Here is a 22,694-nt window from a genome sequence, read left to right on the forward strand (position 1 = left end):
AAGTAATTAGGTTGAAATGAAAATTAGGATAAGGAGGTCTTAGTTAGCACGCACTTGTTTAAGAGGTACTTTATGAAACACCAGCATTTATTATATTTATCAGGCGCTGCTATTATATTTAGCGCAGGCAGCTTTGCATTATCTATGGAAAAGGTTGAGCACAGTAATGTAGAAGCCACCATGCATGTAGAAACCATTGTACTTGGATCGGGTTGTTTTTGGGGAGCCGAAAAACGCTACGAAGCGCTTAATGGCGTTATTGATGCTGAATCGGGGTACGCTGACGGCAATGGCTTTAAAGCTACCTACAGAAATATTACTGATCAGTCTCGTCGTTTTGACGAGAACAATTATGCTGAAGTTGTACAAGTTATGTATAACAGCAATATAATTTCAGCAGAAGATCTCTTAAAAAACTATTTTGAAAGTCACGACCCTACACAAAAAAATCGCCAAGGTAACGACATTGGTACTCAATATCGCTCAATTGTATTAACGACTACTGATGCACAAGCTAAAGTAGCTGAGCAAGTTAAATCGCAATATCAGCAGCTTTTAACTGATGCAAGCTATGGCAAAATTGAAACAGTTATTAAACCGCTTCAAGGTTTTGTATCGGCAGAAGAGTATCATCAAAATTATTTAGAAAAGAACCCTAATGGCTATTGCCCAGATCATTCTACCGGTGTTGTTTTTAATAAAACACCTGTAGAAAAAGTAGATAACATGGCTTTATTATCAGGAAAGCAAATAGTGGTACTTGATTCACGTGAATACTGCCCATATTGTGAAAAGTTTAAAAAAGCAGTCGCAAATGATTACAAAGGGACAATACCAATGTCGTTTCGCCATGCTGACCAACTTGATGATTTAACTATTAAGTCAGCCACGTGGGCAACACCAACCATTTTGTTTTTAGAAAATGGTATTGAGGTATATGGCCGTCAAGGTTATGCAACGCCTGAAGAGTTTTATAAAGCATTAGGCGCTTTTAAATTAGGTAACAGTGATGCTTATAAAGTTGCATTTGATGCACGAACAGATAGACCTTACTGTAAAGAGTACAAAGAGTTTAAAAACACACCAGACGGCACTTTTGTTGATAAATTAAGTGGCGAGCCACTATTTGATACAAGCGATAGGTTTAACTCAGGTACTGGTTGGTTGTCGTTTACTCATCCTGTAAAAAACAACGTAACACAGCACGACGATAGCAGCTGGGGCATGACACGCATTGAGCTTCGCTCTAAAAGTACAGGCATACACCTAGGTCATTTATTTCCTGGTGAAGGTCCAAGAGGTCGCGATCGTTACTGTATTAATGCAACAGTCCTTGATTTTGTACCGAGAGATAAAAGCTAAACCCTTTCTTTGCTAAGCCTGATTTTAATCAGGCTTTTTTTTGCATAAAACAAAATAGGTTTATCATAATCTTTGCAAATTTGTTAAAATTAAAGCGTGCAGCTAATTGTCAATAATATTACTTAGGTTATTAATGAATCAATTTAAAAAAATAGCAACGCAGTTAATATATTTGCCATTCGCTTTACTGCTTTTAATAAACAACGCTAAATCAGCGACTCATTACGTAGTAGGCGTAGAGAATATAGAATACCTTCCATACTACGATGGTAGTGGGGCTGATAACCGCGACTATTATGGTTTCAGTCAAAAGTTACTTACCTTGTTTGCCCAGCAGCATGACTTTGAGTTTGAGTTTTACACACTACCTATTAATCGACTTTACAAAGAATTTGTGGAACATCGCCATGTCGACTTTAAGTATCCAGATAACCCTAGCTGGAAACCAAGCTACAAAGCTTCATTTATTGATGTAAATAAAATTATTTATTCGCAGCCAACCGTTGTGACTAAAACGGGGATTGCGAGTTTAAATAAAAATATCACTATTGATGAATGCATTAGTTTTGCAACGGTAAGAGGGTTTACGCCTCAAAGCTTTAAACCGTTAATGAATAATGAAAACGTTGAGTTAATAGAAACAGCTAACGTAATTGAATTAATAGAGTTGCTTTTAAAAGAGCGGGTGGAGTGTATTTACATATCTAACGATGTATTAAATTATAACCTCCTAAAATACTTTAAATTAACCCGACCTGTTTATTTTCAAAACGAATTGCCGACAGATTTACAAGCCTTTTTATTATCGTCGATTGACTACCCTGACATAATCAAGAAATTTAATACCTTCTTGATTTCACATAAAGTGCAAATAAGTAAATTAAAAAAAGAATATCAAATTAAAAATTAACTAAAAAAGCCCCGTAAGTTATAACTTACGGGGCTTTTAAAAGTATTAAACTTATATTGCATATCATGTGGTTTGCGCCAAAAATAAAAACAGTTCAAGCCAAGTCACCACCTAACTTGAACCGCTTTTTCACACTGACAACATCTTCACACACAATATAAAGATTCTGTCTACTACACGTTGGTAGCTTTTTATTACATATCATGTGGTTTGTGCCAAAAATAAAAACAGTTCAAGCCAAGTCACCACCTAACTTGAACCGCTTTTTCACACTGACAACATCTTCACACACAATATAAAGATTCTGTTTACTACGCATTGGTAGCTTTGTATTGCATACCATGTGGTTTGCGCCAAAAATAAAAACAGTTCAAGCCAAGTCACCACCTAACTTGAACCGCTTTTTCACACTGACAACATCTTACACACACAATATAAGATTCTTTTCACTGCTACGTTTGAGTTACTAGAACTCTAAAGGTTGCATTTATTGCTCTTAAGAAACAATTTAACTAAGTTGTTTTGAGCTGATAAAGCAACTTTAATATTTAACTTTATTTTCGACAAACGATAAAAACGAAACCAATGAGTGAAAAAAATTAAACTATAGACTTTAGTCTAATGTGTGGCGCTAAGTTTATGTATTTAATTAAAAAACATTATTAAAGTTTGCAGGGAGTTATACCAATCTGCTTATATACGGGGTCTATTTAACGTTAAGAAAATTACGCTAGAACTAGGCAAAAATTTTTGTATCTAGTTGTTCTCGGCAATTGCTCCCTGCATTGCTCTACCTCCTGCATCCATGCAGTTGTAAATAAAAAATTTTTAACGACGTAATAGTGCAATTTAATTCGTTAAATTGATCAAAGATTTATGCAGGTTGGTATTAGACGAGTTCAGTAATACAACACAGAGTAGGTTGTATTACTGAACTCGCCTAATAGGGGATTATTCTTGAATTTTTCTAAACGTATTTACAACCCACTTCGCAAATAAATCAAGCGGGTGATTAGGCGTGCTTGATTCGTGCTGCACTAAATAGTATTTATCTTTAGTTGTTAAAGGCTGTTCGAATAATTTGTAAAGCCATTGCTCATCTAGCCAGCTTTGGCTAATAGGCAGTGGAATAAGTGCAATGCCCATGCCTTGCTGCGCTGCACGCGCTACACCAAACATGCTATCTATTTGAATAATCTGCGAAGGAGAAAAATCATCAATCCCTGCTTTTTCGGCCCACTGATGCCAAGCCCAAGGGCGAGCTTTGTGCAAGATTAGCGGAACTTGGTTAAGGGCTTGACGATGATCGTCCCTCCACTGATCGAGCAATTTTTTATTACATGCAGGAATATATTCAAGGTTAAACAACTCAGTCGCTAACCCTTCAGTAGGTTTACCAGAGGACAATACAATAGATAAATCGCTATGACGCGTTAATTCTTTGCGTGTTTTAAGCGTGTCCATTTGCAGGTTTATATTAGGGTGTTCTGACGTCCACTCACTTAATTTAGGCATGAGTAGTTCGCTGGCAAAAAATTCAGGCAGGGTAATCGTCAAATTTGTATTTTGCTGCATCTGACTAAACTCATTAATGGTGCTCTCTAACATTGTGATGATAGGAGACACAGCATCAAAAAAGTTTTTACCCGCTGTGGTTAAGCTAATTGAACGCGTTTTACGTTGAAAAAGCTCAATACCAAGTTGTTCTTCAAGTTGTTTTATTTGATGGCTTACCGCAGACGGCGTTAAGTACAGCTCATTAGCTGCATGCTTAAAACTTAGGCTTCTTGCGGCAAAGCAAAAAGAGCGAAGGCCACGAATAGGAGTTTGCATGTTTTCCAGAATTATTTAATTTATTGAGACGCCTTACTTAGGCAAAATTTAAACCAACTATTTAATACATAAATATCAGTAGGTTAAAAATAAATTTAGCGCTAGTTCACAAAAAGGGTGCAGGCTATCCACAAAATAGTGCAAAGAATCTAAGCGCTTACATTTAATTTATATTTGTATTATAGATAAAATTTACTACAGATGTATGAATGACGGTAAAAATAATGACAAAAGATAAAAAAAATCCCTCGTGAGAGGGATTTTGGGTAACTCAGCGCCATTGGCACTGGGAATGAGGTCGGTACAGGGTAAAGCGTTATTTTAAGCTAAAGCCTAAAAAACCATTTCTGGAACTTCACCGTCAACAAGTAATTTACCTGCTGTTTTACTAATGATTTCATCAACAGATACGCCCGGAGCACGCTCTAATAGATGAAATGCGCCGTCTTTAACTTCTAATACGGCTAAATCTGTCACTATTTTTTTAACGCAATTAACGCCAGTAAGCGGTAAAGAGCAGGCTTCTAATAGTTTAGAGTCACCATGCTTACTTGCATGGGTCATAGTAACAATAATGTTTTTCGCGCCAGCGACTAAATCCATCGCGCCACCCATGCCTTTAATCAGCTTTTTAGGGATCATCCACGATGCGATGTTGCCGTTCTGGTCAACTTCAAATGCACCCAGAACGGTTAAGTCTACATGACCACCCCGTATCATGGCAAAACTATCTGCACTATTAAATATGGCTGCACCTGTGGCTGCTGTCACGGTTTCTTTACCCGCGTTAATCATATCGGCGTCTAGCTCTGCTTTAGTCGGGTACGGGCCCATGCCTAAAAGGCCATTTTCGGACTGTAACATAACTTCAATATCATCTGGTACATAGTTTGCGACGAGTGTCGGAATTCCTATGCCCAAATTTACGTAGTAACCATCTTGAAGTTCTTGTGCAACCCGCATTGCAACTTGTTCACGTGATAATGCCATAATTATGCTCCTGCTTAATCTCGTGTTGTTACACGTTCAATGCGTTTTTCAAAGCTGCCTTTAATAACGCGATTTACAAAAATACCCGGGGTATGAATTTGGCTTGGCTCAAGCTCACCCGGCTCTACAATTTCTTCTACTTCGGCAACGGTAATTTTGCCTGCTGTTGCTGCCATTGGATTAAAGTTCATGGCGGTGTGTCTAAACACTAAATTACCAAAGCGATCGGCTTTCCATGCTTTTACTATGGCAAATTCACCTGTTATAGACTCTTCTAAAATATACGGGCGACCATTAAACTCTTTTACATCTTTACCCTCAGCCACAGGAGTACCGTAACCGGTGGCGGTGTAAAACGCAGGTATACCCGCGCCACCAGCACGCATTTTTTCAGCTAATGTACCTTGAGGCGTAAGCTCTACATCAATTTCGCCACTTAATAACTGCTGCTCGAATAGGGCATTTTCGCCAACGTACGAGGCAACTACTTTTTTAATTTGTTTGTCTTGTAATAAAATACCTAAACCAAAGTCATCAACACCACAGTTATTAGATACTACGGTTAAGTTTTTTGTTTGCATGTGCTTAATTTGTTTAATTAAGCCCTCAGGAATACCACATAAACCAAAACCACCGGCAATAATGGTATCGCCGTCTTTTAATCCTTCCATTGCAGCTTCGTAACTAGAAACTACCTTATCAAAACCGGCCATGAGTCTCTCCTCATTGTGTGCTATTTGTTGTTAACTATCTTTAATCATCATTTCATAAGATAGCTATTTAACCTGAACTCTGGTTAATAGATTTACTAACATATGAATCAGGGTGATATTTAAGTTTATTTTCTCTAGCCAGAGATTTTCAGTGAAAACAAGGCGAATTTACGCGTCAATAGCTGGCCTATTGCAAGTAAATTCAACGCAGTTAGTGCTGAAAATAGCTGCTCGAGATAGATTTATTATCCAGAGCTCAGGTTATTTTGTGTGCAGTGCCACAGATACTTTGCTCACAGGTTGCTTACCAAGTGCTTTGGTTATCTCCCAGCCAGCGTCACTTAACCTTTGTAAATCAATTGAGTGTTCAATGCCAAGCCCTTGCAGTAAGTAAACTACATCTTCGGTGGCAACATTTCCTGACGCCCCCTTAGCATAAGGACAGCCACCAAGGCCCGCAACTGCCGCGTCAACCGTTGCAATACCTAGGCTTAAAGCTGCGTAAATATTTGTGAGCGCTTGGCCGTATGTATCATGAAAATGCACGGCCAACTTGGCTTTATCAATGTGCGTTAAAAGTAACTCGATTAATTGCGTTACTTTTTTTGCGGTGCCAACACCTATGGTATCGCCAAGGCTTACTTCGTAACAGCCTAAATCTAATAGCTTTTGCGATACACTTAATACTGCTTGCGGGTCAATATCACCCTCATAGGGGCAACCGAGTACACAGCTTACATAACCACGTACACGAATATTATTAGCTTTAGCAAACGCCATTACTTCGCTAAAACGTTCAATACTTTCGTCTATTGAGCAGTTGATATTTTTTTGACAAAACGACTCACTCGCAGCTGTAAATATAGCAAACTCTTTAATACCAACAGCGTGCGCTGCTTGTGCACCTTTTAAGTTAGGTGTAAGGGCGCTTAAATTTACATTGGGTAAATCTAGCGCTGATATTACATCCGCTGAGTCTGCCATTTGTGGCACCCACTTAGGGGAAACAAACGCGCCAGCTTCAATATCTTTTAAGCCAGCAGCACTTAGGGCGTTAATAAGCGCTACTTTATCGGCTGTGCTTACTGTTTTTTCGTTTTGTAGGCCGTCTCGCGCGCCAACTTCAACAATACGTACTTTATTTGGAAAGGCACTCATTATGCACCTTCCTCTGTTGTATCTTCGACAATAGCAAGTAAGGCTCCATGCGTTACTAATTCGCCTTCACCAAAACAGTAGCTTCTTAAAATGCCGTCGTGTGGTGCGTTAAGCGTATATTCCATTTTCATGGCTTCGATAATAACAACCGCATCGCCTTTGGTAATTGTGCTACCAATGTCGATTAAGTGCTTAACTACTGTGCCATTAAGCGGCGCGGCAAGTGGCAAAGCTTCGCTTTCGTGCGAACTAATATAATGTTTATCAACTAGTTCAAGCTTAGTTTGCAGTGCTTTATTCATAACAGTGACAATATTGCCCGCAGTACTATTACCAACCGTAGTTACGTGCGCGCTATGTTTTTCACCATTAATAAATACAGTGCACAGATTATTATTTAATGTGCCTTGTAGTTTAAATACATGCTCGTTATGCGTAATACTATAGCCCGCTGTCGTTTTTATAGCGCTTAGCTGTAAATCGGCAAAAGGGACTTTAATTGCTTGTGGTGAATTGATTGTAAAACCACTCAGTTGTTGCCACGGGCTTGCAGTGTTTTGCGCATTTTGGGTGTTAGTTAATGATTCTAAATACGCAAAAGCAGCAATAAGCTGGCTTGTTTGCAATAACGATTCGTCAACAGCAACTAACGAATCACCTTGCTCAGCAATAAAGTGTGTGCTTGGCGCACCTTGTTTAAAGGTAGGGTGGCTTGCTAAATTATGTAAAAAGCCAATGTTAGTGCTAAAACCCGCTAAATGAAATTGCTCAAGGGCTTGTTGTAAGCGGCTCAGTGCTTGTTCGCGATTGTCGTCATGCACAATAAGTTTTGCAATCATCGGATCATAAAATGGGCTAATTTCGTCGCCTTGTGCAATGCCTGTATCAATGCGTACAAATTCGCTGTTAAGGGGTGTGTGTAGTGCTTCAATAGTGCCCGAGCACGGGATAAAGTCGTTAGCTGGATCTTCTGCGTATATACGCGCTTCAAAGCTATGACCCTGCAATTGAATATCACTTTGTGTCATTGGCAATGTTTGCCCACCCGCAATATTTATTTGCCAATTGACTAAATCTACACCGGTTACCATTTCGGTCACTGGGTGTTCTACTTGAAGGCGCGTATTCATTTCCATAAAGAAAAATTCATCGCCACACAGTAAAAACTCAACCGTACCTGCGCCTCTATAATTTATAGCCAGTGCACAACGTACAGCCGCTTCGCCCATTTCTTTGCGTAGTTCGTCAGATAAACCCGGAGCAGGGGCTTCTTCAATTACTTTTTGATGACGACGTTGCAAAGAACAATCACGATCGCCTAAATAAACACAGTTACCGTAGTTATCTGCAAATACTTGCACTTCAACATGGCGAGGCTGGTTAACGTAGCGCTCAAGTAATACTAAATCGTTACCAAAACCGGCAATCGCTTCACGTTGCGCACCTTGTAGTGCGCTCATAAAGTCTTTTGCTTTTTGTACAACGCGCATGCCTTTACCACCGCCACCAAAGGCAGCTTTAATTAGTACAGGGTAGCCAATTTTTTCAGCTTCACTTTGTAAAAAAGCAGGGTCTTGTTTATCGCCGTAATAACCAGGTACTAATGGCACATTAGCAGCTGCCATTATTTCTTTAGCGCGGGTTTTAGACCCCATTGCTTCAATGCTACTTGCTGGTGGTCCTACAAAAGCAATGTTATTAGCTTCGCAGGCTTTAGCAAATTCACTGTTCTCAGATAAAAAACCATAGCCTGGATGAATACAATCAGCGCCGCAGTCTTTGGCAACTTGTAAAATTTTGTCTGCTACTAAATACGAATCTTTACTTGGTGCGGCACCAATATGGTAAGCCTCATCGGCCATTTTTACGTGCTGGGCATGTTTGTCTGCATCAGAATAAACCGCGACCGTGGTTAAGCCCATTTGTTTTGCGCTGCGCATTACACGGCACGCAATTTCTCCACGATTGGCAATTAGTATTTTTTGTAATCGTTGTGTCTTCATAATCAATCCTACAGTTGCCAAGCGGGTGGGCGTTTATCAAAAAAAGCACTTAGCCCTTCTTGACCTTCTTCAGATACGCGAATTTTTGCAATACGCTCTGCGGTAAGCTCAATGAGTTCATCGGTTATTGGTTTATTTGCTACATCGTTAATTAATGCTTTTGCGGCTTTTACTGCAACAGGTCCGTTATCAATTAGTGTTTGCAGCATATTATCGAGCGCACAGTCTAAATTACCGGTTACTTGATGAATTAAACCAAGTTGCTTAGCAGTATGTGCATCAAACACTTCAGCCGTTAAAAAGTACCTGCGAGCAGCGCGCTCACCAATTGCTTTAATTACATACGGGCTAATAACAGCCGGAATAAGGCCCAGCTTTACTTCGCTTAAACAAAATTGCGCATCGTCTTTACTAAGGGCTATGTCGCAACAGGCAATTAAGCCCAGTGCACCACCAAAAGCAGCACCTTGCACAGCACAAATTGTAGGGTGGGGCGAGCTTGCCAATACCTGCATCAACTTAGCTAATTGCATTGAATCAGCTAGGTTATCGGTGTAGTTGTTATCAGCCATTGATTTCATCCAGGCTAAATCGGCGCCTGCTGAAAAGTGTTGACCTTCTGTTTTTAAAACCAAAGCACGAATATCAAGCGTATTTGCATGTACAATACACTGGATCAGCTCATGTATTACTTCGCTGTTAAATGCGTTTCTTTTTTCTGGGCGACTTAACACAAGTACAGCCACATTAGATTTTGTTATTTGTAGTGTTACTGACATTTTGCGCTCCGGTTACATTCTAAATACGCCAAATTTCGAATCACGTTTTGGTGCGTTATTCGCAGCTGTTAACGCAAGCCCTAATACATTACGCGTGTCAGCAGGGTCTATAATGCCGTCATCCCACAAGCGTGCGCTGGCGTAATACGGATGACCTTGCTGTTCGTACTGATCAATAATTGGCTTTTTAAAATCACTGATTTCTTGCTCGCTCATGCTTTGGCCTTTGCGTGCTAAACCATCTTGTTTAACTTGCGCCATTACACCGGCTGCTTGCTCGCCGCCCATAACCGAAATACGGGCATTAGGCCACATCCACATCATGGTTGGTTCAAATGCACGGCCACACATCCCGTAGTTACCTGCGCCGTAAGAGCCGCCAATAAGTACTGTGAATTTAGGCACATCAGCACTCGAAACCGCCATCACCATTTTAGCGCCGTGCTTTGCAATGCCTTCGGCTTCGTATTTTTTACCCACCATAAAGCCGGTAATATTTTGTAAAAACACTAAAGGAATATTGCGCTGAGCACACAGCTGAATAAAGTGCGCGCCTTTTTGCGCCGACTCACTAAATAAAATACCGTTATTAGCTACTATGCCAACAGGATTGCCATAAATACTGGCAAAGCCGGTGACCAGCGTTTCACCAAAGTAACGTTTAAATTCATCAAATGATGAGTCATCCACTGTGCGCGCTATTACTTCGCGTACATCAAACGGCTTTTTAAGGTCGGTGCCTACAATGCCGTAAAGCTCGTTAATATCATAACGAGGTGGCTTTATATCCTCTAGAAGAGGGGCGGTCGGACGTGTGTAGTTAATGCGCTCAATACATTGGCGCGCAATAGATAGCGCATGAGCATCGTTTTCAGCAAAGTGATCGGCAACACCCGACACTTTACAGTGCACATCGGCACCGCCAAGCTCTTCGGCGGTTACTTCTTCGCCCGTTGCTGCTTTTACAAGCGGCGGACCTGCTAAAAATATAGTGCCTTGATCTTTTACAATAATGCTTTCATCGGCCATTGCAGGTACGTACGCACCACCTGCGGTACATAAGCCCATTACTACAGCAATTTGTGGAATGCTTTTACCCGACATACGGGCTTGATTGTAAAAAATACGACCAAAATGCAACTTATCTGGAAATACATCATCTTGCTCAGGCAGGTTAGCACCGCCCGAATCCACCAAATAAATACACGGTAAGTGGCAGCGCTCAGCGATGTCTTGTGCGCGTAAATGCTTTTTAACGGTAAGCGGAAAATACGTACCGCCTTTAACCGTGGCATCGTTTGCAATAATCATGCATTCAACGCCTTTAACACGGCCAATACCGGCTACAACGCCTGCACAAGGTATTGCTTGTTCGTACACACCAAAGGCAGCAAATTGTGAAATTTCTAAAAACGGTGAGCCTTCATCAATTAATGTACTTATACGGTCGCGAACAAATAATTTACCACGGCCTTCGTGGCGCTCTTTTAATGCAGCGCCTCCGCCTTGGCTAATTGAGGCTACTTTATCGCGTAGATCATCCACCAGCGCTGACATATTTTTATGGTTTTGCACAAACGTTGGATCGTGAGGATTAACGCTCGATTTTAAAATCGTCATGGTTTAATCCTTAACGGCTTTCTGTGAAAAGTTCGCGGCCAATAAGCATGCGGCGTATTTCTGATGTACCTGCACCAATTTCGTATAATTTAGCGTCACGAAGCAGGCGACCCGTTGCGTATTCGTTTATATAGCCATTGCCACCTAAAATTTGAATTGCATCTAGCGCCATTTTAGTTGCAAGCTCTGCTGCGTATAAAATTGCTCCGGCTGCATCTTTACGGGTTGTTTCGCCTCGGTCACACGCTTTAGCTACCGTATATACGTATGAGCGCGCAGCATTCATTTGTGTATACATGTCGGCTACTTTGCCTTGAATTAACTGAAATTGACCAATAGGGGTATCAAACTGTTTACGCTCATGAATGTACGGTACCACTATGTCCATACACGCTTGCATTATGCCAAGCGGGCCCGCTGCAAGTACTACGCGTTCGTAATCAAGGCCACTCATAAGAACTTTAACGCCTTCGTTTAAGTTACCTAAAATGTTCTCCTGGGGTACTTCGCAGTTTTCAAATACTAGCTCACAGGTATTTGAGCCGCGCATGCCCAGTTTGTCGAGTTTTTGCGCTGTTGAAAAACCAGGAAAGTCACTTTCAACAATAAATGCGGTAATGCCTTTAGCGCCAGCGTTTAAATCTGTTTTAGCGTAAATAACGAGTGTGTGTGCGTCTGGGCCATTGGTGATCCACATTTTATTACCGTTTAAAATGTACTTATCTCCTTTTTTTTCGGCTTTGAGTTTCATCGATACAACGTCAGAACCCGCATTAGGCTCGCTCATTGCAAGAGCACCAATGTGCTCACCACTAATAAGCTTAGGTAAGTATTTTTCTTTTTGAGCTTGTGTGCCGTTACGGTTAATTTGATTAACGCACAGGTTTGAATGTGCTCCATAGCTTAACCCTATAGAGGCACTGGCACGGCTAATTTCTTCCATAGCAATAACATGTTCTAAGTAACCTAAACCGGCGCCGCCAAGTTCTTCAGATACGGTCATACCTAGTACGCCCATTTCGCCCATTTGAGTCCAAAGTTGATTTGGAAAAGCGTTATCTAAGTCCGTTTTTTCAGCAAGCGGGGCAATCTCCTGACTCGCAAAACTGTTTACGTGGTCGCGGATCATATCCGCGGTTTCGCCAAGGCCAAAGTTCATTTCTTTATATAGTGAAATAGTGCTCATGATTCATTCCTGTGTGACGTGTGTGTTGTCAGTGTGTTTTTATTTAAAAAAAACTTATTCGTCTATTTTATTAAGCGTGTCTCTGCAGCGGCGCTCGGCCGTCACCAACTCCATAAGAACAACTTTAATGTCGTCCATTTGTTGAGATAGGTCTGCTTTTTTTTCTGATATAAGGTCAAGCATAGTAACCAACTGCTTAGCGCTTGATTTATCTGCGTCGTACAGTTCAAACAAACGTCCGGTTTCGGCCAATGTAAAGCCAAGGCGCTTACCACGTAATATTAGTTTTAAACGCACTTTATCGCGTTTTGAATAAATACGGGTTTGACCATTACGATCAGGCGTTATTAACCCTTGGTCTTCGTAAAAGCGAATAGAGCGGGTTGTAATGTCAAATTCTTTAGCGAGTTCGCTAATGCTAAATGTTTGTTCATTACTGGCCGGCATTTTGGCTGAGCTTGCAAAGTTTGTTTGATTATCTGGTTTCATAATTGTATTTACCTCATTCGAATAACTCCAATATAAGTGAAGTTTACGTAAAGGTAAAGCTTGGTGTGGTTTGAAACTATTTATAAAGGGATATTTAAGTGAGGTGTTGATTTATATTATTAATATTCAATGGGTTATTTTTATTTTATCAGTGTAGCCTAACCGATGGAAAATAATCATTACACTTATAAAACTAAAAATTAAGCTGTTTTTAGTTGACGTTGGCGTAAACGTTAGTATTGTGTAAGGGTATTAAATAATAAATGAATACTAAATTAATAGAGCAAATATACTAACAACTATTTGCATATAAATACAATGGAGTTAGTTATGACTTTAGAATCAGTGGTAATTGTAGCAGCAAAACGCACCCCAATGGGTGGTTTTATGGGAGCGTTAAGTGATGCGCAGTCTACCGAGCTTGGCGCTACCGCCATTGCAAGTGTACTCACACAAACTGGTTTAGCTAATGATGCAATAGACGAAGTAATTATGGGCTGTGTATTACCAGCAGGCCTTGGACAAGCACCCGCACGCCAAGCAATGTTAAAAGCAGGCCTTGCACTTAGCACTGGCGCTACAACAATTAACAAAGTATGTGGCTCTGGTTTAAAAGCAGCCATGCTTGCAAACGATTTAATTAAAGCGGGCTCAATTCAATCTGCTATTGCTGGTGGCATGGAGAGCATGACAAATGCACCGTACTTTATACCAAAAGCGCGTGGCGGTATGCGCATGGGACATGGCGAAATAAAAGATCACATGATGAGCGATGGCCTTGAAGATGCTTACGACAACAAAGCAATGGGTTGTTTTGCACAAGACACCGCCGACGAATACGGCATTGGCCGCGAGCAAATGGATGCGTTTGCATTAGGCTCATTAAGTAAAGCAAAAGCAGCAATACAAAATGGTAGCTTTGATAACGAAGTTGCACCCCATACAATGCAAACACGCAAAGGCGATGTAACAGTATCGATTGATGAGCAACCAGGCAACGCCCGCCCAGAAAAAATCCCTACCTTACGTGCAGCTTTTAAAAAAGACGGCACTATTACAGCGGCTAATTCATCGTCAATTTCAGACGGTGGCGCAGCGCTTATATTAATGAGCGAATCAAAAGCAAAAGAGCAGGGCTTAACACCGCTTTGTAAAATTGTGGCGCATAGCACGCATTCTCAAAAACCAAGTGAATTTACAGTAGCGCCAGTAGGGGCTATGAACAGCGTGCTTGAAAAAGCAGGTTGGGCTGTAAACGATGTTGATCTTTGGGAAATTAACGAAGCATTTGCCATGGTAACCATGCTGGCTATTAACGAGTTAAAACTTGATGAAAGCAAAGTAAACGTTAATGGCGGTGCATGTGCACTTGGCCACCCAATTGGTGCAAGCGGCGCGCGTATTTTAGTAACGCTTATTCATGCCCTTAAAAACCGAGGCCTTAAAAAAGGCATTGCGTCTTTATGTATTGGTGGCGGTGAAGCGGTTGCTATGGCCGTGGAAGCGTATTAACTAGGTATTTAATAGTTATAAGAAAGCTGTACGAATAACTATAAAAGCGCTGCACTAATAATACTAACAAAGCGGCGCTACCAATTTTAAAAGAGAACACACAACTCACACACTAGGATTTAATCATGCACCAAGTACCACTACTTATTAATGGCGAATTTATTCAATCAGCATCAAAAGAGCTTATCGATGTTATAAACCCAGCAACTCAAGAAGTACTTGCACAAGTGCCATGCACCACCGAGTCAGAAATGGACGCGGCAATTGCCTCAGCTTCTGAGACGTTTAAAACATGGAAAGACGTACCTATTACTGAACGTGCTCGCATTATGATGAAGTACGCGGCGCTATTAAAAGAACATCATGATGAGCTTGCTACCATTATTTGCCATGAATTGGGTAAAACATTTGAAGATGCAAAAGGCGATGTTTGGCGCGGTATTGAAGTAGTAGAACAAGCAGCAAACGCACCATCATTAATGATGGGTGAAACAATGGAAAACGTAGCGCGTAAAATCGATACGTATTCTTACATGCAGCCACTTGGCGTATGCGCGGGCGTAACCCCGTTTAACTTCCCAGCAATGATCCCTCTTTGGATGTTCCCGCTCGCTATTGTGTGTGGTAACACCTTTATTTTAAAACCGTCAGAGCAAGATCCACTTACACCAATGCGCTTAGCTGAGCTATTTATTGAAGCCGGCGCACCAAAAGGCGTATTACAGGTTGTTCATGGTACAAAACCACAAGTAGACCGCTTACTAGAAGATAAAGCAGTGCGTGCTATTTCGTTTGTAGGCTCGTGTGGTGTAGGTGCTTATATTTATTCTAAAGGCACACAAAATCTTAAACGCGTGCAAGCGTGTGTTGGCGCTAAAAACCACATGGTTATTATGCCTGATGCAAGTAAATCGCACGTTGTAAACAACCTAGTAGGCGCATCTGTCGGTGCTGCTGGCCAGCGTTGTATGGGTATTTCGGTTGCTGTGTTTGTAGGTCAAGCAAGTCAGTGGGTAGATGAAATAAAAGCAGGCTTTGAAAATGTACGCCCAGGCGTGTGGGATGATGCAAACGCGGCATACGGTCCACAAACATCAAAAGCAGCAAAGGCACGTATTTTATCACTCATTGCTGGTGGTAAAGAGCAAGGCGCTACCTGTTTAATTGATGGCTCTGACTTTACGGTTGAAGGGTATGAGCAAGGTAACTGGGTTGGCCCAACGTTATTTACCGATGTAACCAAAGAGATGGATTTATACAAAGAAGAAATATTTGGTCCAGTACTCGCGTGTATGTTTGTAGACACGCTTGATGAGGCAATCGCACTTATTAACGACAGCCCTTACGGTAACGGCACCTCGTTATTTACCTCAAGCGGCGCAGTGGCTCGTAAATTCCAACACGAAATTGAAGTAGGCCAAGTAGGTATTAATGTGCCAATTCCGGTGCCACTTCCGTTCTTTTCATTCACTGGTTGGAAAGGCTCGTTTTACGGCGATACTCACACGTACGGTAAGCAAGGTATTCGTTTTTACACAGAAACTAAAACAATTACCTCACGTTGGTTTGAAGACGACATTGCGTCGGGTCCAAACATGAGCATTAACTTAAAATAATCGTAATTAAAAAATGAGTAAATAAAAGAATAATTAATAAAAAAGATGGGCGCGAAGGCTACTTCACACACAACACACACATAAGCCTTCGCCGCTCGTCACAAACTATCCCTGTGACGGGAAACACTAACAACACAACTAACACAATTAAAGAGGCCTACCATGGACTTTAACTTATCTGAAGATCAACAAGCCTTTGCTCAAACTGCACGTCAATTTGCCGAGTCAGAACTTGCGCCCCATGCTGCAAAATGGGATCGCGAACATATCTTTCCTAAAGACACGATTAAAGCTGCGGGCGAGCTTGGTTTTTGTGGTTTATACACGCCAGAGGAAGCAGGCGGCCTTGGTTTATCACGTTTAGATTCGAGCATTATTTTTGAACAACTTGCTATGGGCTGTACAGCAACAACGGCCATGTTGACCATTCATAATATGGCAACGTGGATGGTAGCAAGTTTTGGTACCGATGCCGTTAAAGACAAATACGTAGAGCAATTAGTAATGGGCGAGCTACTTGCCTCTTACTGTTTAACAGAGCCTGGATCGGGCTCAGACGCCGCATCACTTAAAACAAAAGCCGTGCTTGAGGGTGATGAGTACGTTATTAACGGCTCAAAAATGTTTATATCGGGCGCTGGCGAAACTGAAGTGCTAGTTGTAATGGCACGTACAGGCGGCGAAGGCGCTGCGGGTATTTCGGCATTTGTAGTACCTGCCGACGCAAAAGGCGTTGAATACGGCAAAGCTGAAGAAAAAATGGGTTGGAACGCACAACCAACACGCCTAATTAGCTTTGAAGATGTACGCATTCCTGCGCATAACTTGTTAGGCGCAGAAGGCGAAGGCTTTAAATTTGCGATGCAAGGCCTCGATGGCGGCCGAATTAACATTGCCACATGTTCAATTGGTACAGCGCAAGCGGCGCTTAATACAGCCCGTGAATATTTAAAAGAACGTACACAATTTGGTAAACCATTGGCTGCGTTTCAAGCATTGCAATTTAAAATTGCCGATATGAACACCGAACTTGTAGCTGCGCGCCAAATGGTAAGGCTTGCTGCATTTAAACTTGATAATAACGACGTTGAAAAAACCACTTACTGCGCCATGGCTAAACGCTTTGCTACCGATGTTGGCTTTACTGTGTGTAACGACGCACTGCAAATTCATGGTGGTTACGGTTACATAAAAGAATACCCGCTTGAGCGCCATGTACGTGATGTACGCGTTCATCAAATTTTAGAGGGCACTAACGAAATTATGCGTGTGATTATAGCGCGCCGTATTTTGGCTGAGTCTGCAAGCGACGTTTTATAAGGAGCAATGTATGTCAGAATCTAAATCTAATCCGAGTATTGAACTTACAACGCAAGGTCATGTTGCTATTTTAACGATGTCTAACCCGCCAGCAAACACCTGGACAAAAGACACCCTAGTTGATTTAAAAAATACCGTTAACGCGCTTAATAACAATAAAAATATTTATGCATTAGTACTGACTGGTGAAGGCGAGAAGTTTTTTAGCGCGGGTGCCGACCTAAACGTATTTGCTGGTGGCGATAAAGGCGTAGCCGCCGATATGTCGCGTGTATTTGGTGAAGCGTTTGAAGCGCTTACTAATTTTAGAGGCGTGTCGGTTGCAGCCATTAACGGCTATGCAATGGGTGGCGGGCTAGAGGTTGCCCTTGCGTGCGATATACGTATTGCTGAAGAACAAGCACAAATGGCGCTACCTGAAGCTAAAGTAGGGTTATTACCGTGTGCGGGTGGTACACAAAATTTAGCATGGCTTGTAGGTGAAGGCTGGGCAAAACGCATGATTTTATGCGGCGAGCGCTTAAAAGCCGATAAAGCCCTGCAAATTGGCTTAGTAGAAGAAGTAGTTCCACAAGGCGAAAGCTTTGCAGCGGCACTAAAACTTGCCAACCAAGTGGCCGATCAAAGCCCTACCTCAGTTGCAGCGTGTAAAACATTGATTCAAAAAGGGCGCCATCAACCAATGGCAAGTGTATTGCCTCTTGAGCGCGAGTTATTTGTTGGTTTATTTGATACCGAAGATCAACAAGAGGGCGTAAATGCCTTTTTAGAAAAACGCCGCGCTAACTGGGTAAACGGCTAATGAGTGCTTTAACATTATTAAATAGCGCCGATGAGCCCGTGGTATTTGAAACCGCAGCCGCAGAAAATGGCAGTTTAATTGGGCTTATTACACTCAGCGCGCCAAAAGCCTTAAATGCACTTAATTTTGAGATGATCAAATTACTTGAACCGCAATTGCGAGCTTGGCAAGACGATGATGCAATCGCAATGGTGTTGTTAAAAGGCGCAGGCGATAAAGCATTTTGTGCTGGTGGCGATGTTGTAAGCCTTCATCATGCAATGGCGCAAGGTAAACCAACAAGCTTAGTTGAAGAGTTTTTTACGCTTGAGTACAAGCTTGATTATCTTATTCATACCTTTGATAAACCTATCCTCGTTTGGGGTAACGGCATAGTAATGGGTGGCGGTTTAGGGCTAATGGCCGGTGCTAGCCATCGCGTCGTAACCGAAACATCACGCATTGCCATGCCAGAGCAAACCATAGGTTTATACCCTGATGTAGGCGGTAGTTACTTTTTACATAAAATGCCACAAAGCGTCGGGTTATTTTTAGGGCTAACTTCGGCATCAATTAACTGTGACGACGCGCGTTTTGTATCGCTTGCCGATCACTTCATCGACAGCACTAAATATGATTCCATGCTTACGCAAATTTTAACTGCAAAGTGGGGCAAAACCGCAAGTTTAAATCATGAGCGTTTAACTAAGTTATTAACCGATTTAGACAACCAATCTGCGCGTATGCCAAAAGGCAATATAAAAGCTAATTTAAAAACGATTCAAAAGCTGGGTGAATTTACAACCTTGCAGGAGCAAGTTGATTATATTTTAGGGCTAGCTACTGACGATAAATGGCTACAACGCGCCCAAAAGTCACTTAAACACGGATGCCCACTAAGTTGCGCACTCGTTAGTGAGCAATTAAAAACAAGTAAAGGCAAAAGCTTATTAGCGTGTTTTAAAATGGAGCTGGGTATGTCGGTTCGTGCTGGCGAAGTAGGCGAGTTTCAAGAAGGTGTAAGGGCGCTATTAATAGATAAAGACGGCGCACCTAATTGGCAATACAAAACATTAAGTGATGTACCACAAACAATAATAGACAGCTTTTTTGTTAATCGTTTTGGCGAAAACCACCCACTTAATGGCTTAGACACGCCAATACACAAATAAAGGAAAGACGATGACTAAACTCAATATCGGTTTTATCGGCTTAGGCAATATGGGCGGCCCAATGGCGGCTAACTTAATTAAAGCTGGACATACTGTGAGCGTGTTCGATTTAAACCAGTCGGTCGTAAATGAACTTGCAAGCAAAGGCGCAAAAGCCGCAGTTGATGCAAAGCAGTGCGCAACAAATGCTGACGTACTTATTAGCATGTTACCTGCGGGCAAACATGTTAAATCGTTGTATTTGGGTAATAACGACGACAGCGGCTTAATTAACGTGCTAAGCAATAATACATTAGTCATTGATTGCTCAACAATAGATGCAGAATCAGCACGCACTGTAGGCAGCGCACTTGGTAAACAAGGCATCAGCTTTGTAGATGCACCGGTATCGGGCGGCGTTGCAGGCGCAACTGTTGGCACTCTTACTTTTATTGTAGGCGGCGAAAAAACAGCGTTTAATAAAGCAAATACAGTGCTGAGTGATATGGGTAAAAACATATTTCATGCAGGCGATATTGGTGCAGGGCAAGTAGCAAAAATATGTAATAACATGCTACTTAGCATTTTAATGGCAGGCACTAGCGAAGCACTGCAAATGGGTATCAACAACGGCCTCGATCCTAAAGTACTTAGCGACATCATGACCGCAAGTTCGGGCCGTAACTGGACGCTTGAACTTTACAACCCTTGCCCAGGTGTAATGGATACAGCCCCTGCAAGCAACGATTATAAACCAGGCTTTATGGTTGATTTAATGGCTAAAGACCTAGGCCTTGCCATGGAAGCCGCGCAGCAAAGTAATTCATCAACCCCAATGGGTTCAATGGCTAAAAATTTATACACTATGCTACAGCACCAAGGTGCGGGTAGTGATGACTTTAGTGCCATTTTTAAACTGTTTTCTAAGTAGGAGCAACGCGTGGAAATTAAAAATAACACGGTAGTAATAACCGGTGGCGCACAAGGTTTAGGCTTTGCAATGGCGCAAAAGTTTGCACTTATGGGTGCCAACATTGCTTTAATAGATATGGCGCAAGACTTATTAAACAACGCATGCGAGCAATTAACGCAGCTTGAAGGTGTAACTAGCAATATTAAAGGTTATGCCGCAAACGTAACAAATGAGAGCGAAGTAGAAAACGTATTTAATACCATTAATAGCGATTTTGGCCACATTGGTGTGCTAATAAACAACGCCGGTATTTTACGCGACGGCATGTTTATAAAGGCTAAAGACGGCAAAGTCGTTAAAAAAATGTCTCTTGAGCAATTTCAATCAGTGATTGATGTAAACCTAACAGGTGTGTTTTTAGCCGGGCGGGAAGCTGCAAGCCACATGATTGAATCTGGTAAAGGCGGCGTTATAGTTAATATGTCGAGCGTAGCGCGCGCAGGTAACATAGGCCAAACAAACTACGCGGCATCAAAAGCAGGCGTAGTGGCACTTACCACCACATGGGCTAAAGAACTTGGCCGATTTGGTATACGTGTAGGCGCTATTGCACCAGGTGTAATAAGTACCGCCATGACCGACGCCATGAAGCCAGAAGCCAAACAACGTATGCTCGCGGTAACGCCAGTAGGGCGCTTAGGGGAAAGCGACGAAATTGCGCATACTGTACAATACATAATCGAAAACGACTTTTTTACCGGTCGCGTGGTAGAAATAGACGGCGGCATTCGTTTGTAAACCGAGGTTGATTAAGGTTGATTAAAAAAGCATGGCTGTTTTGGGCTGTGCTTTTTTGTTTTAAATCGGGGAGTTTATAATCTTGAAAAAGGCTAATAACGGCGTTGGCAATTTGTTGTAAAACATGGGTAGTATACCCGCTGAATTAAAACGTAGAACATTCTAGCGTTCCAATTAACGGCGTTAAAAACTTCTCATATAGATAAACTATATAACCCAAATTTTGCCTTGTTACTGAGATATTTATAATCTTGAAAACGGGCTAATAACCCCGTTGGCACCTTGTTGTAGTACATGGGTATATATTTGTGTGGTACGCACGTCACTGTGACCTAATTGTGTTTGTACTGTACGTATATCAGCACCGCTTTGCAGTAAATGCGTAGCGAAAGAGTGGCGTAAAGTATGTGGCGTAACATGTTTGTTAATATGTGCATCAAAAGCGGCTTTTTTAACAGCGCGTTGTAATTGTTTTTCATCGATATGATGACGTCTTAATTGCTTACTCTCAGGATCAATGCTTAATTTATGTGATGAAAATAAATATTGCCAGCCCAGCTGTCTATTGTGGTTTGGATATTTTTTACGTAATAAATGAGGCATGTAAGCGCCGCTATACAAGGGGTTTTTCAGATCTAATTGCAGGTAACTATCAACTAATTGTATTTGAGAACGTAATTGCGGTGTGAGCTCTACGGCAAGGGTTACAACACGATTTTTGCCTCCTTTGCCATCCCAAATTCGAATGCAGTTATAGTCAAAGTCAATATCGTGTACCCGTAAACGCAGTACCTCCATTAATCGCATACCACTGCCATAAAGTAATCCACAGGGTAAATAATGCTTTGCAGAGCACACTTTAAAAAAATTATTTATTTCTTGCTGCGTTAAAACTACCGGTAGTTTAGTTGCTCGTTTGCTCTTAATAAAACTTAATGATAATGAAAGTGGCTTTTTAATCACTTCTTTAAATAAAAAGCTCAACGCATTTAAGGCTTGTGTTTGAGTGTTAGGAGCAACATTTTGTTGGTTGACTAAACGAGTTTAAAAAGCTAAAAAAAGTTCGACCTCATTGTCTCCCATCGTTGTTGGGTGCCTCATAGAGTTAAATCGAATAAACGAAGCTATCCAGTATATATACGCTTTAATAGTACTTTTAGCATAACGCTTTAGATACATTTGTTCGGCTATCATAGTTAAAAAAGGTGATTTCATGATATGAATCTCTAGTAAAAGTTAACTGTATATATAGACAGTGCTTGTTGTTTTGTCCAATATTACTGATCTCCACCATTTCGGTGTATTTGTGCATTGATTAAAAATAATTTCCAGTTAACTAATTGTTTACAGTTGTTTATTTGATGGTTAAGATAAATGCACTGTAATATATGGACATTTGTCGGTTTATAAAACGACAAATGTCGTAGACAAAGTTGTTATATTTCAGGGAGAGTCACATGAAGTTTTTAGTAGTCTTATTCACATTGTTGTTTTTACTTGGGTGCTCTTCTACTGGCCGAAATGCTAATTTGTATTCTCCACCACTAGAGACCGTTCCAA

Annotated in this window: 18 protein-coding genes and 1 pseudogene; 9 read left to right on the forward strand and 10 right to left on the reverse strand. The window is 41.4% G+C overall.

Annotation, left to right across the window (positions count from 1 at the left end):
* The first annotated feature begins 72 nt into the window (after window positions 1–72).
* Together msrA and H5120_RS17230 are read left to right on the forward strand one after the other, a co-directional pair.
* Window positions 73–1,362 carry a peptide-methionine (S)-S-oxide reductase MsrA gene (gene msrA, locus H5120_RS17225; protein WP_182675604.1) on the forward strand — a complete coding sequence of 430 codons (1,290 nt, stop codon included), beginning with the start codon at window positions 73–75 and terminating at the stop codon, window positions 1,360–1,362.
* Between the two features lie 133 nt (window positions 1,363–1,495).
* Entirely contained in the window at window positions 1,496–2,272 is a 777-nt protein-coding gene (locus H5120_RS17230) for an amino acid ABC transporter substrate-binding protein (RefSeq protein ID WP_182675605.1), read from the forward strand.
* A 951-nt stretch (window positions 2,273–3,223) separates the two neighbouring features.
* Here the strand turns inward: H5120_RS17230 and H5120_RS17235 are convergent.
* From H5120_RS17235 to H5120_RS17275, 9 genes are all read right to left on the reverse strand, one after another.
* Window positions 3,224–4,105: a LysR family transcriptional regulator gene (locus H5120_RS17235; RefSeq protein WP_002961883.1), complete on the reverse strand. Its 882-nt coding sequence runs from the start codon at window positions 4,103–4,105 to the stop codon at window positions 3,224–3,226.
* Between the two features lie 333 nt (window positions 4,106–4,438).
* Window positions 4,439–5,095: a CoA transferase subunit B gene (locus H5120_RS17240; protein ID WP_039489749.1), complete on the reverse strand. Its 657-nt coding sequence runs from the start codon at window positions 5,093–5,095 to the stop codon at window positions 4,439–4,441.
* A 14-nt stretch (window positions 5,096–5,109) separates the two neighbouring features.
* Window positions 5,110–5,808 carry a CoA transferase subunit A gene (locus tag H5120_RS17245; protein WP_008135270.1) on the reverse strand — a complete coding sequence of 233 codons (699 nt, stop codon included), beginning with the start codon at window positions 5,806–5,808 and terminating at the stop codon, window positions 5,110–5,112.
* A gap of 261 nt (window positions 5,809–6,069) precedes the next feature.
* Window positions 6,070–6,966, reverse strand: coding sequence for a hydroxymethylglutaryl-CoA lyase (locus H5120_RS17250; protein ID WP_165723427.1), 897 nt, complete (start codon window positions 6,964–6,966; stop codon window positions 6,070–6,072).
* Window positions 6,966–8,969, reverse strand: coding sequence for an acetyl/propionyl/methylcrotonyl-CoA carboxylase subunit alpha (locus tag H5120_RS17255; RefSeq protein ID WP_182675606.1), 2,004 nt, complete (start codon window positions 8,967–8,969; stop codon window positions 6,966–6,968). Before H5120_RS17255 ends, H5120_RS17250 begins: the two co-directional genes overlap by 1 nt.
* An 8-nt stretch (window positions 8,970–8,977) precedes the next feature.
* A complete protein-coding gene (locus H5120_RS17260; RefSeq protein ID WP_182675607.1) occupies window positions 8,978–9,748 on the reverse strand; it encodes an enoyl-CoA hydratase/isomerase family protein in 771 nt (256 codons plus the stop codon).
* Window positions 9,749–9,760: 12 nt separating this feature from the next.
* Window positions 9,761–11,368 (reverse strand): carboxyl transferase domain-containing protein, encoded by a 1,608-nt coding sequence (locus H5120_RS17265; RefSeq protein WP_182675608.1) that lies wholly within the window; start codon window positions 11,366–11,368, stop codon window positions 9,761–9,763.
* Window positions 11,369–11,378: 10 nt separating this feature from the next.
* Window positions 11,379–12,554 carry an isovaleryl-CoA dehydrogenase gene (locus H5120_RS17270; RefSeq protein ID WP_077537936.1) on the reverse strand — a complete coding sequence of 392 codons (1,176 nt, stop codon included), beginning with the start codon at window positions 12,552–12,554 and terminating at the stop codon, window positions 11,379–11,381.
* Window positions 12,555–12,608: 54 nt separating this feature from the next.
* Window positions 12,609–13,043: a MerR family DNA-binding transcriptional regulator gene (locus H5120_RS17275; RefSeq protein ID WP_165723432.1), complete on the reverse strand. Its 435-nt coding sequence runs from the start codon at window positions 13,041–13,043 to the stop codon at window positions 12,609–12,611.
* A 330-nt stretch (window positions 13,044–13,373) separates the two neighbouring features.
* On the opposite strand from H5120_RS17275, the gene H5120_RS17280 reads away from it, so the two are divergent.
* From H5120_RS17280 to H5120_RS17310, 7 genes are all read left to right on the forward strand, one after another.
* Window positions 13,374–14,555 carry an acetyl-CoA C-acyltransferase gene (locus tag H5120_RS17280; protein ID WP_024595699.1) on the forward strand — a complete coding sequence of 394 codons (1,182 nt, stop codon included), beginning with the start codon at window positions 13,374–13,376 and terminating at the stop codon, window positions 14,553–14,555.
* Between the two features lie 125 nt (window positions 14,556–14,680).
* The gene (locus tag H5120_RS17285; RefSeq protein ID WP_007376568.1) at window positions 14,681–16,171 is read left to right on the forward strand and encodes a CoA-acylating methylmalonate-semialdehyde dehydrogenase; all 1,491 of its coding nucleotides are present in this window, start codon (window positions 14,681–14,683) and stop codon (window positions 16,169–16,171) included.
* Between the two features lie 162 nt (window positions 16,172–16,333).
* Window positions 16,334–17,491, forward strand: a complete 1,158-nt coding sequence (locus H5120_RS17290) for an acyl-CoA dehydrogenase family protein (RefSeq protein ID WP_002961869.1) — start codon at window positions 16,334–16,336, stop codon at window positions 17,489–17,491.
* Window positions 17,492–17,501: 10 nt separating this feature from the next.
* Window positions 17,502–18,293, forward strand: a complete 792-nt coding sequence (locus tag H5120_RS17295) for an enoyl-CoA hydratase (protein ID WP_182675609.1) — start codon at window positions 17,502–17,504, stop codon at window positions 18,291–18,293.
* Entirely contained in the window at window positions 18,293–19,444 is a 1,152-nt protein-coding gene (locus H5120_RS17300) for an enoyl-CoA hydratase/isomerase family protein (RefSeq protein ID WP_182675610.1), read from the forward strand. Before H5120_RS17295 ends, H5120_RS17300 begins: the two co-directional genes overlap by 1 nt.
* A gap of 10 nt (window positions 19,445–19,454) precedes the next feature.
* Complete coding sequence (mmsB, locus tag H5120_RS17305) at window positions 19,455–20,354, forward strand: 3-hydroxyisobutyrate dehydrogenase (protein WP_182675611.1); 900 nt, start codon at window positions 19,455–19,457, stop codon at window positions 20,352–20,354.
* Between the two features lie 9 nt (window positions 20,355–20,363).
* Window positions 20,364–21,134 (forward strand): SDR family oxidoreductase, encoded by a 771-nt coding sequence (locus tag H5120_RS17310; protein ID WP_182675612.1) that lies wholly within the window; start codon window positions 20,364–20,366, stop codon window positions 21,132–21,134.
* A 243-nt stretch (window positions 21,135–21,377) separates the two neighbouring features.
* On the opposite strand, the pseudogene H5120_RS17315 reads toward H5120_RS17310, so the two are convergent.
* A pseudogene (locus H5120_RS17315) lies at window positions 21,378–22,349 on the reverse strand (integron integrase).
* Window positions 22,350–22,694: the final 345 nt, after the last annotated feature.

Source organism: Pseudoalteromonas sp. SR43-2 (genome assembly GCF_014163885.1).
Classification (GTDB): domain Bacteria; phylum Pseudomonadota; class Gammaproteobacteria; order Enterobacterales; family Alteromonadaceae; genus Pseudoalteromonas; species Pseudoalteromonas distincta.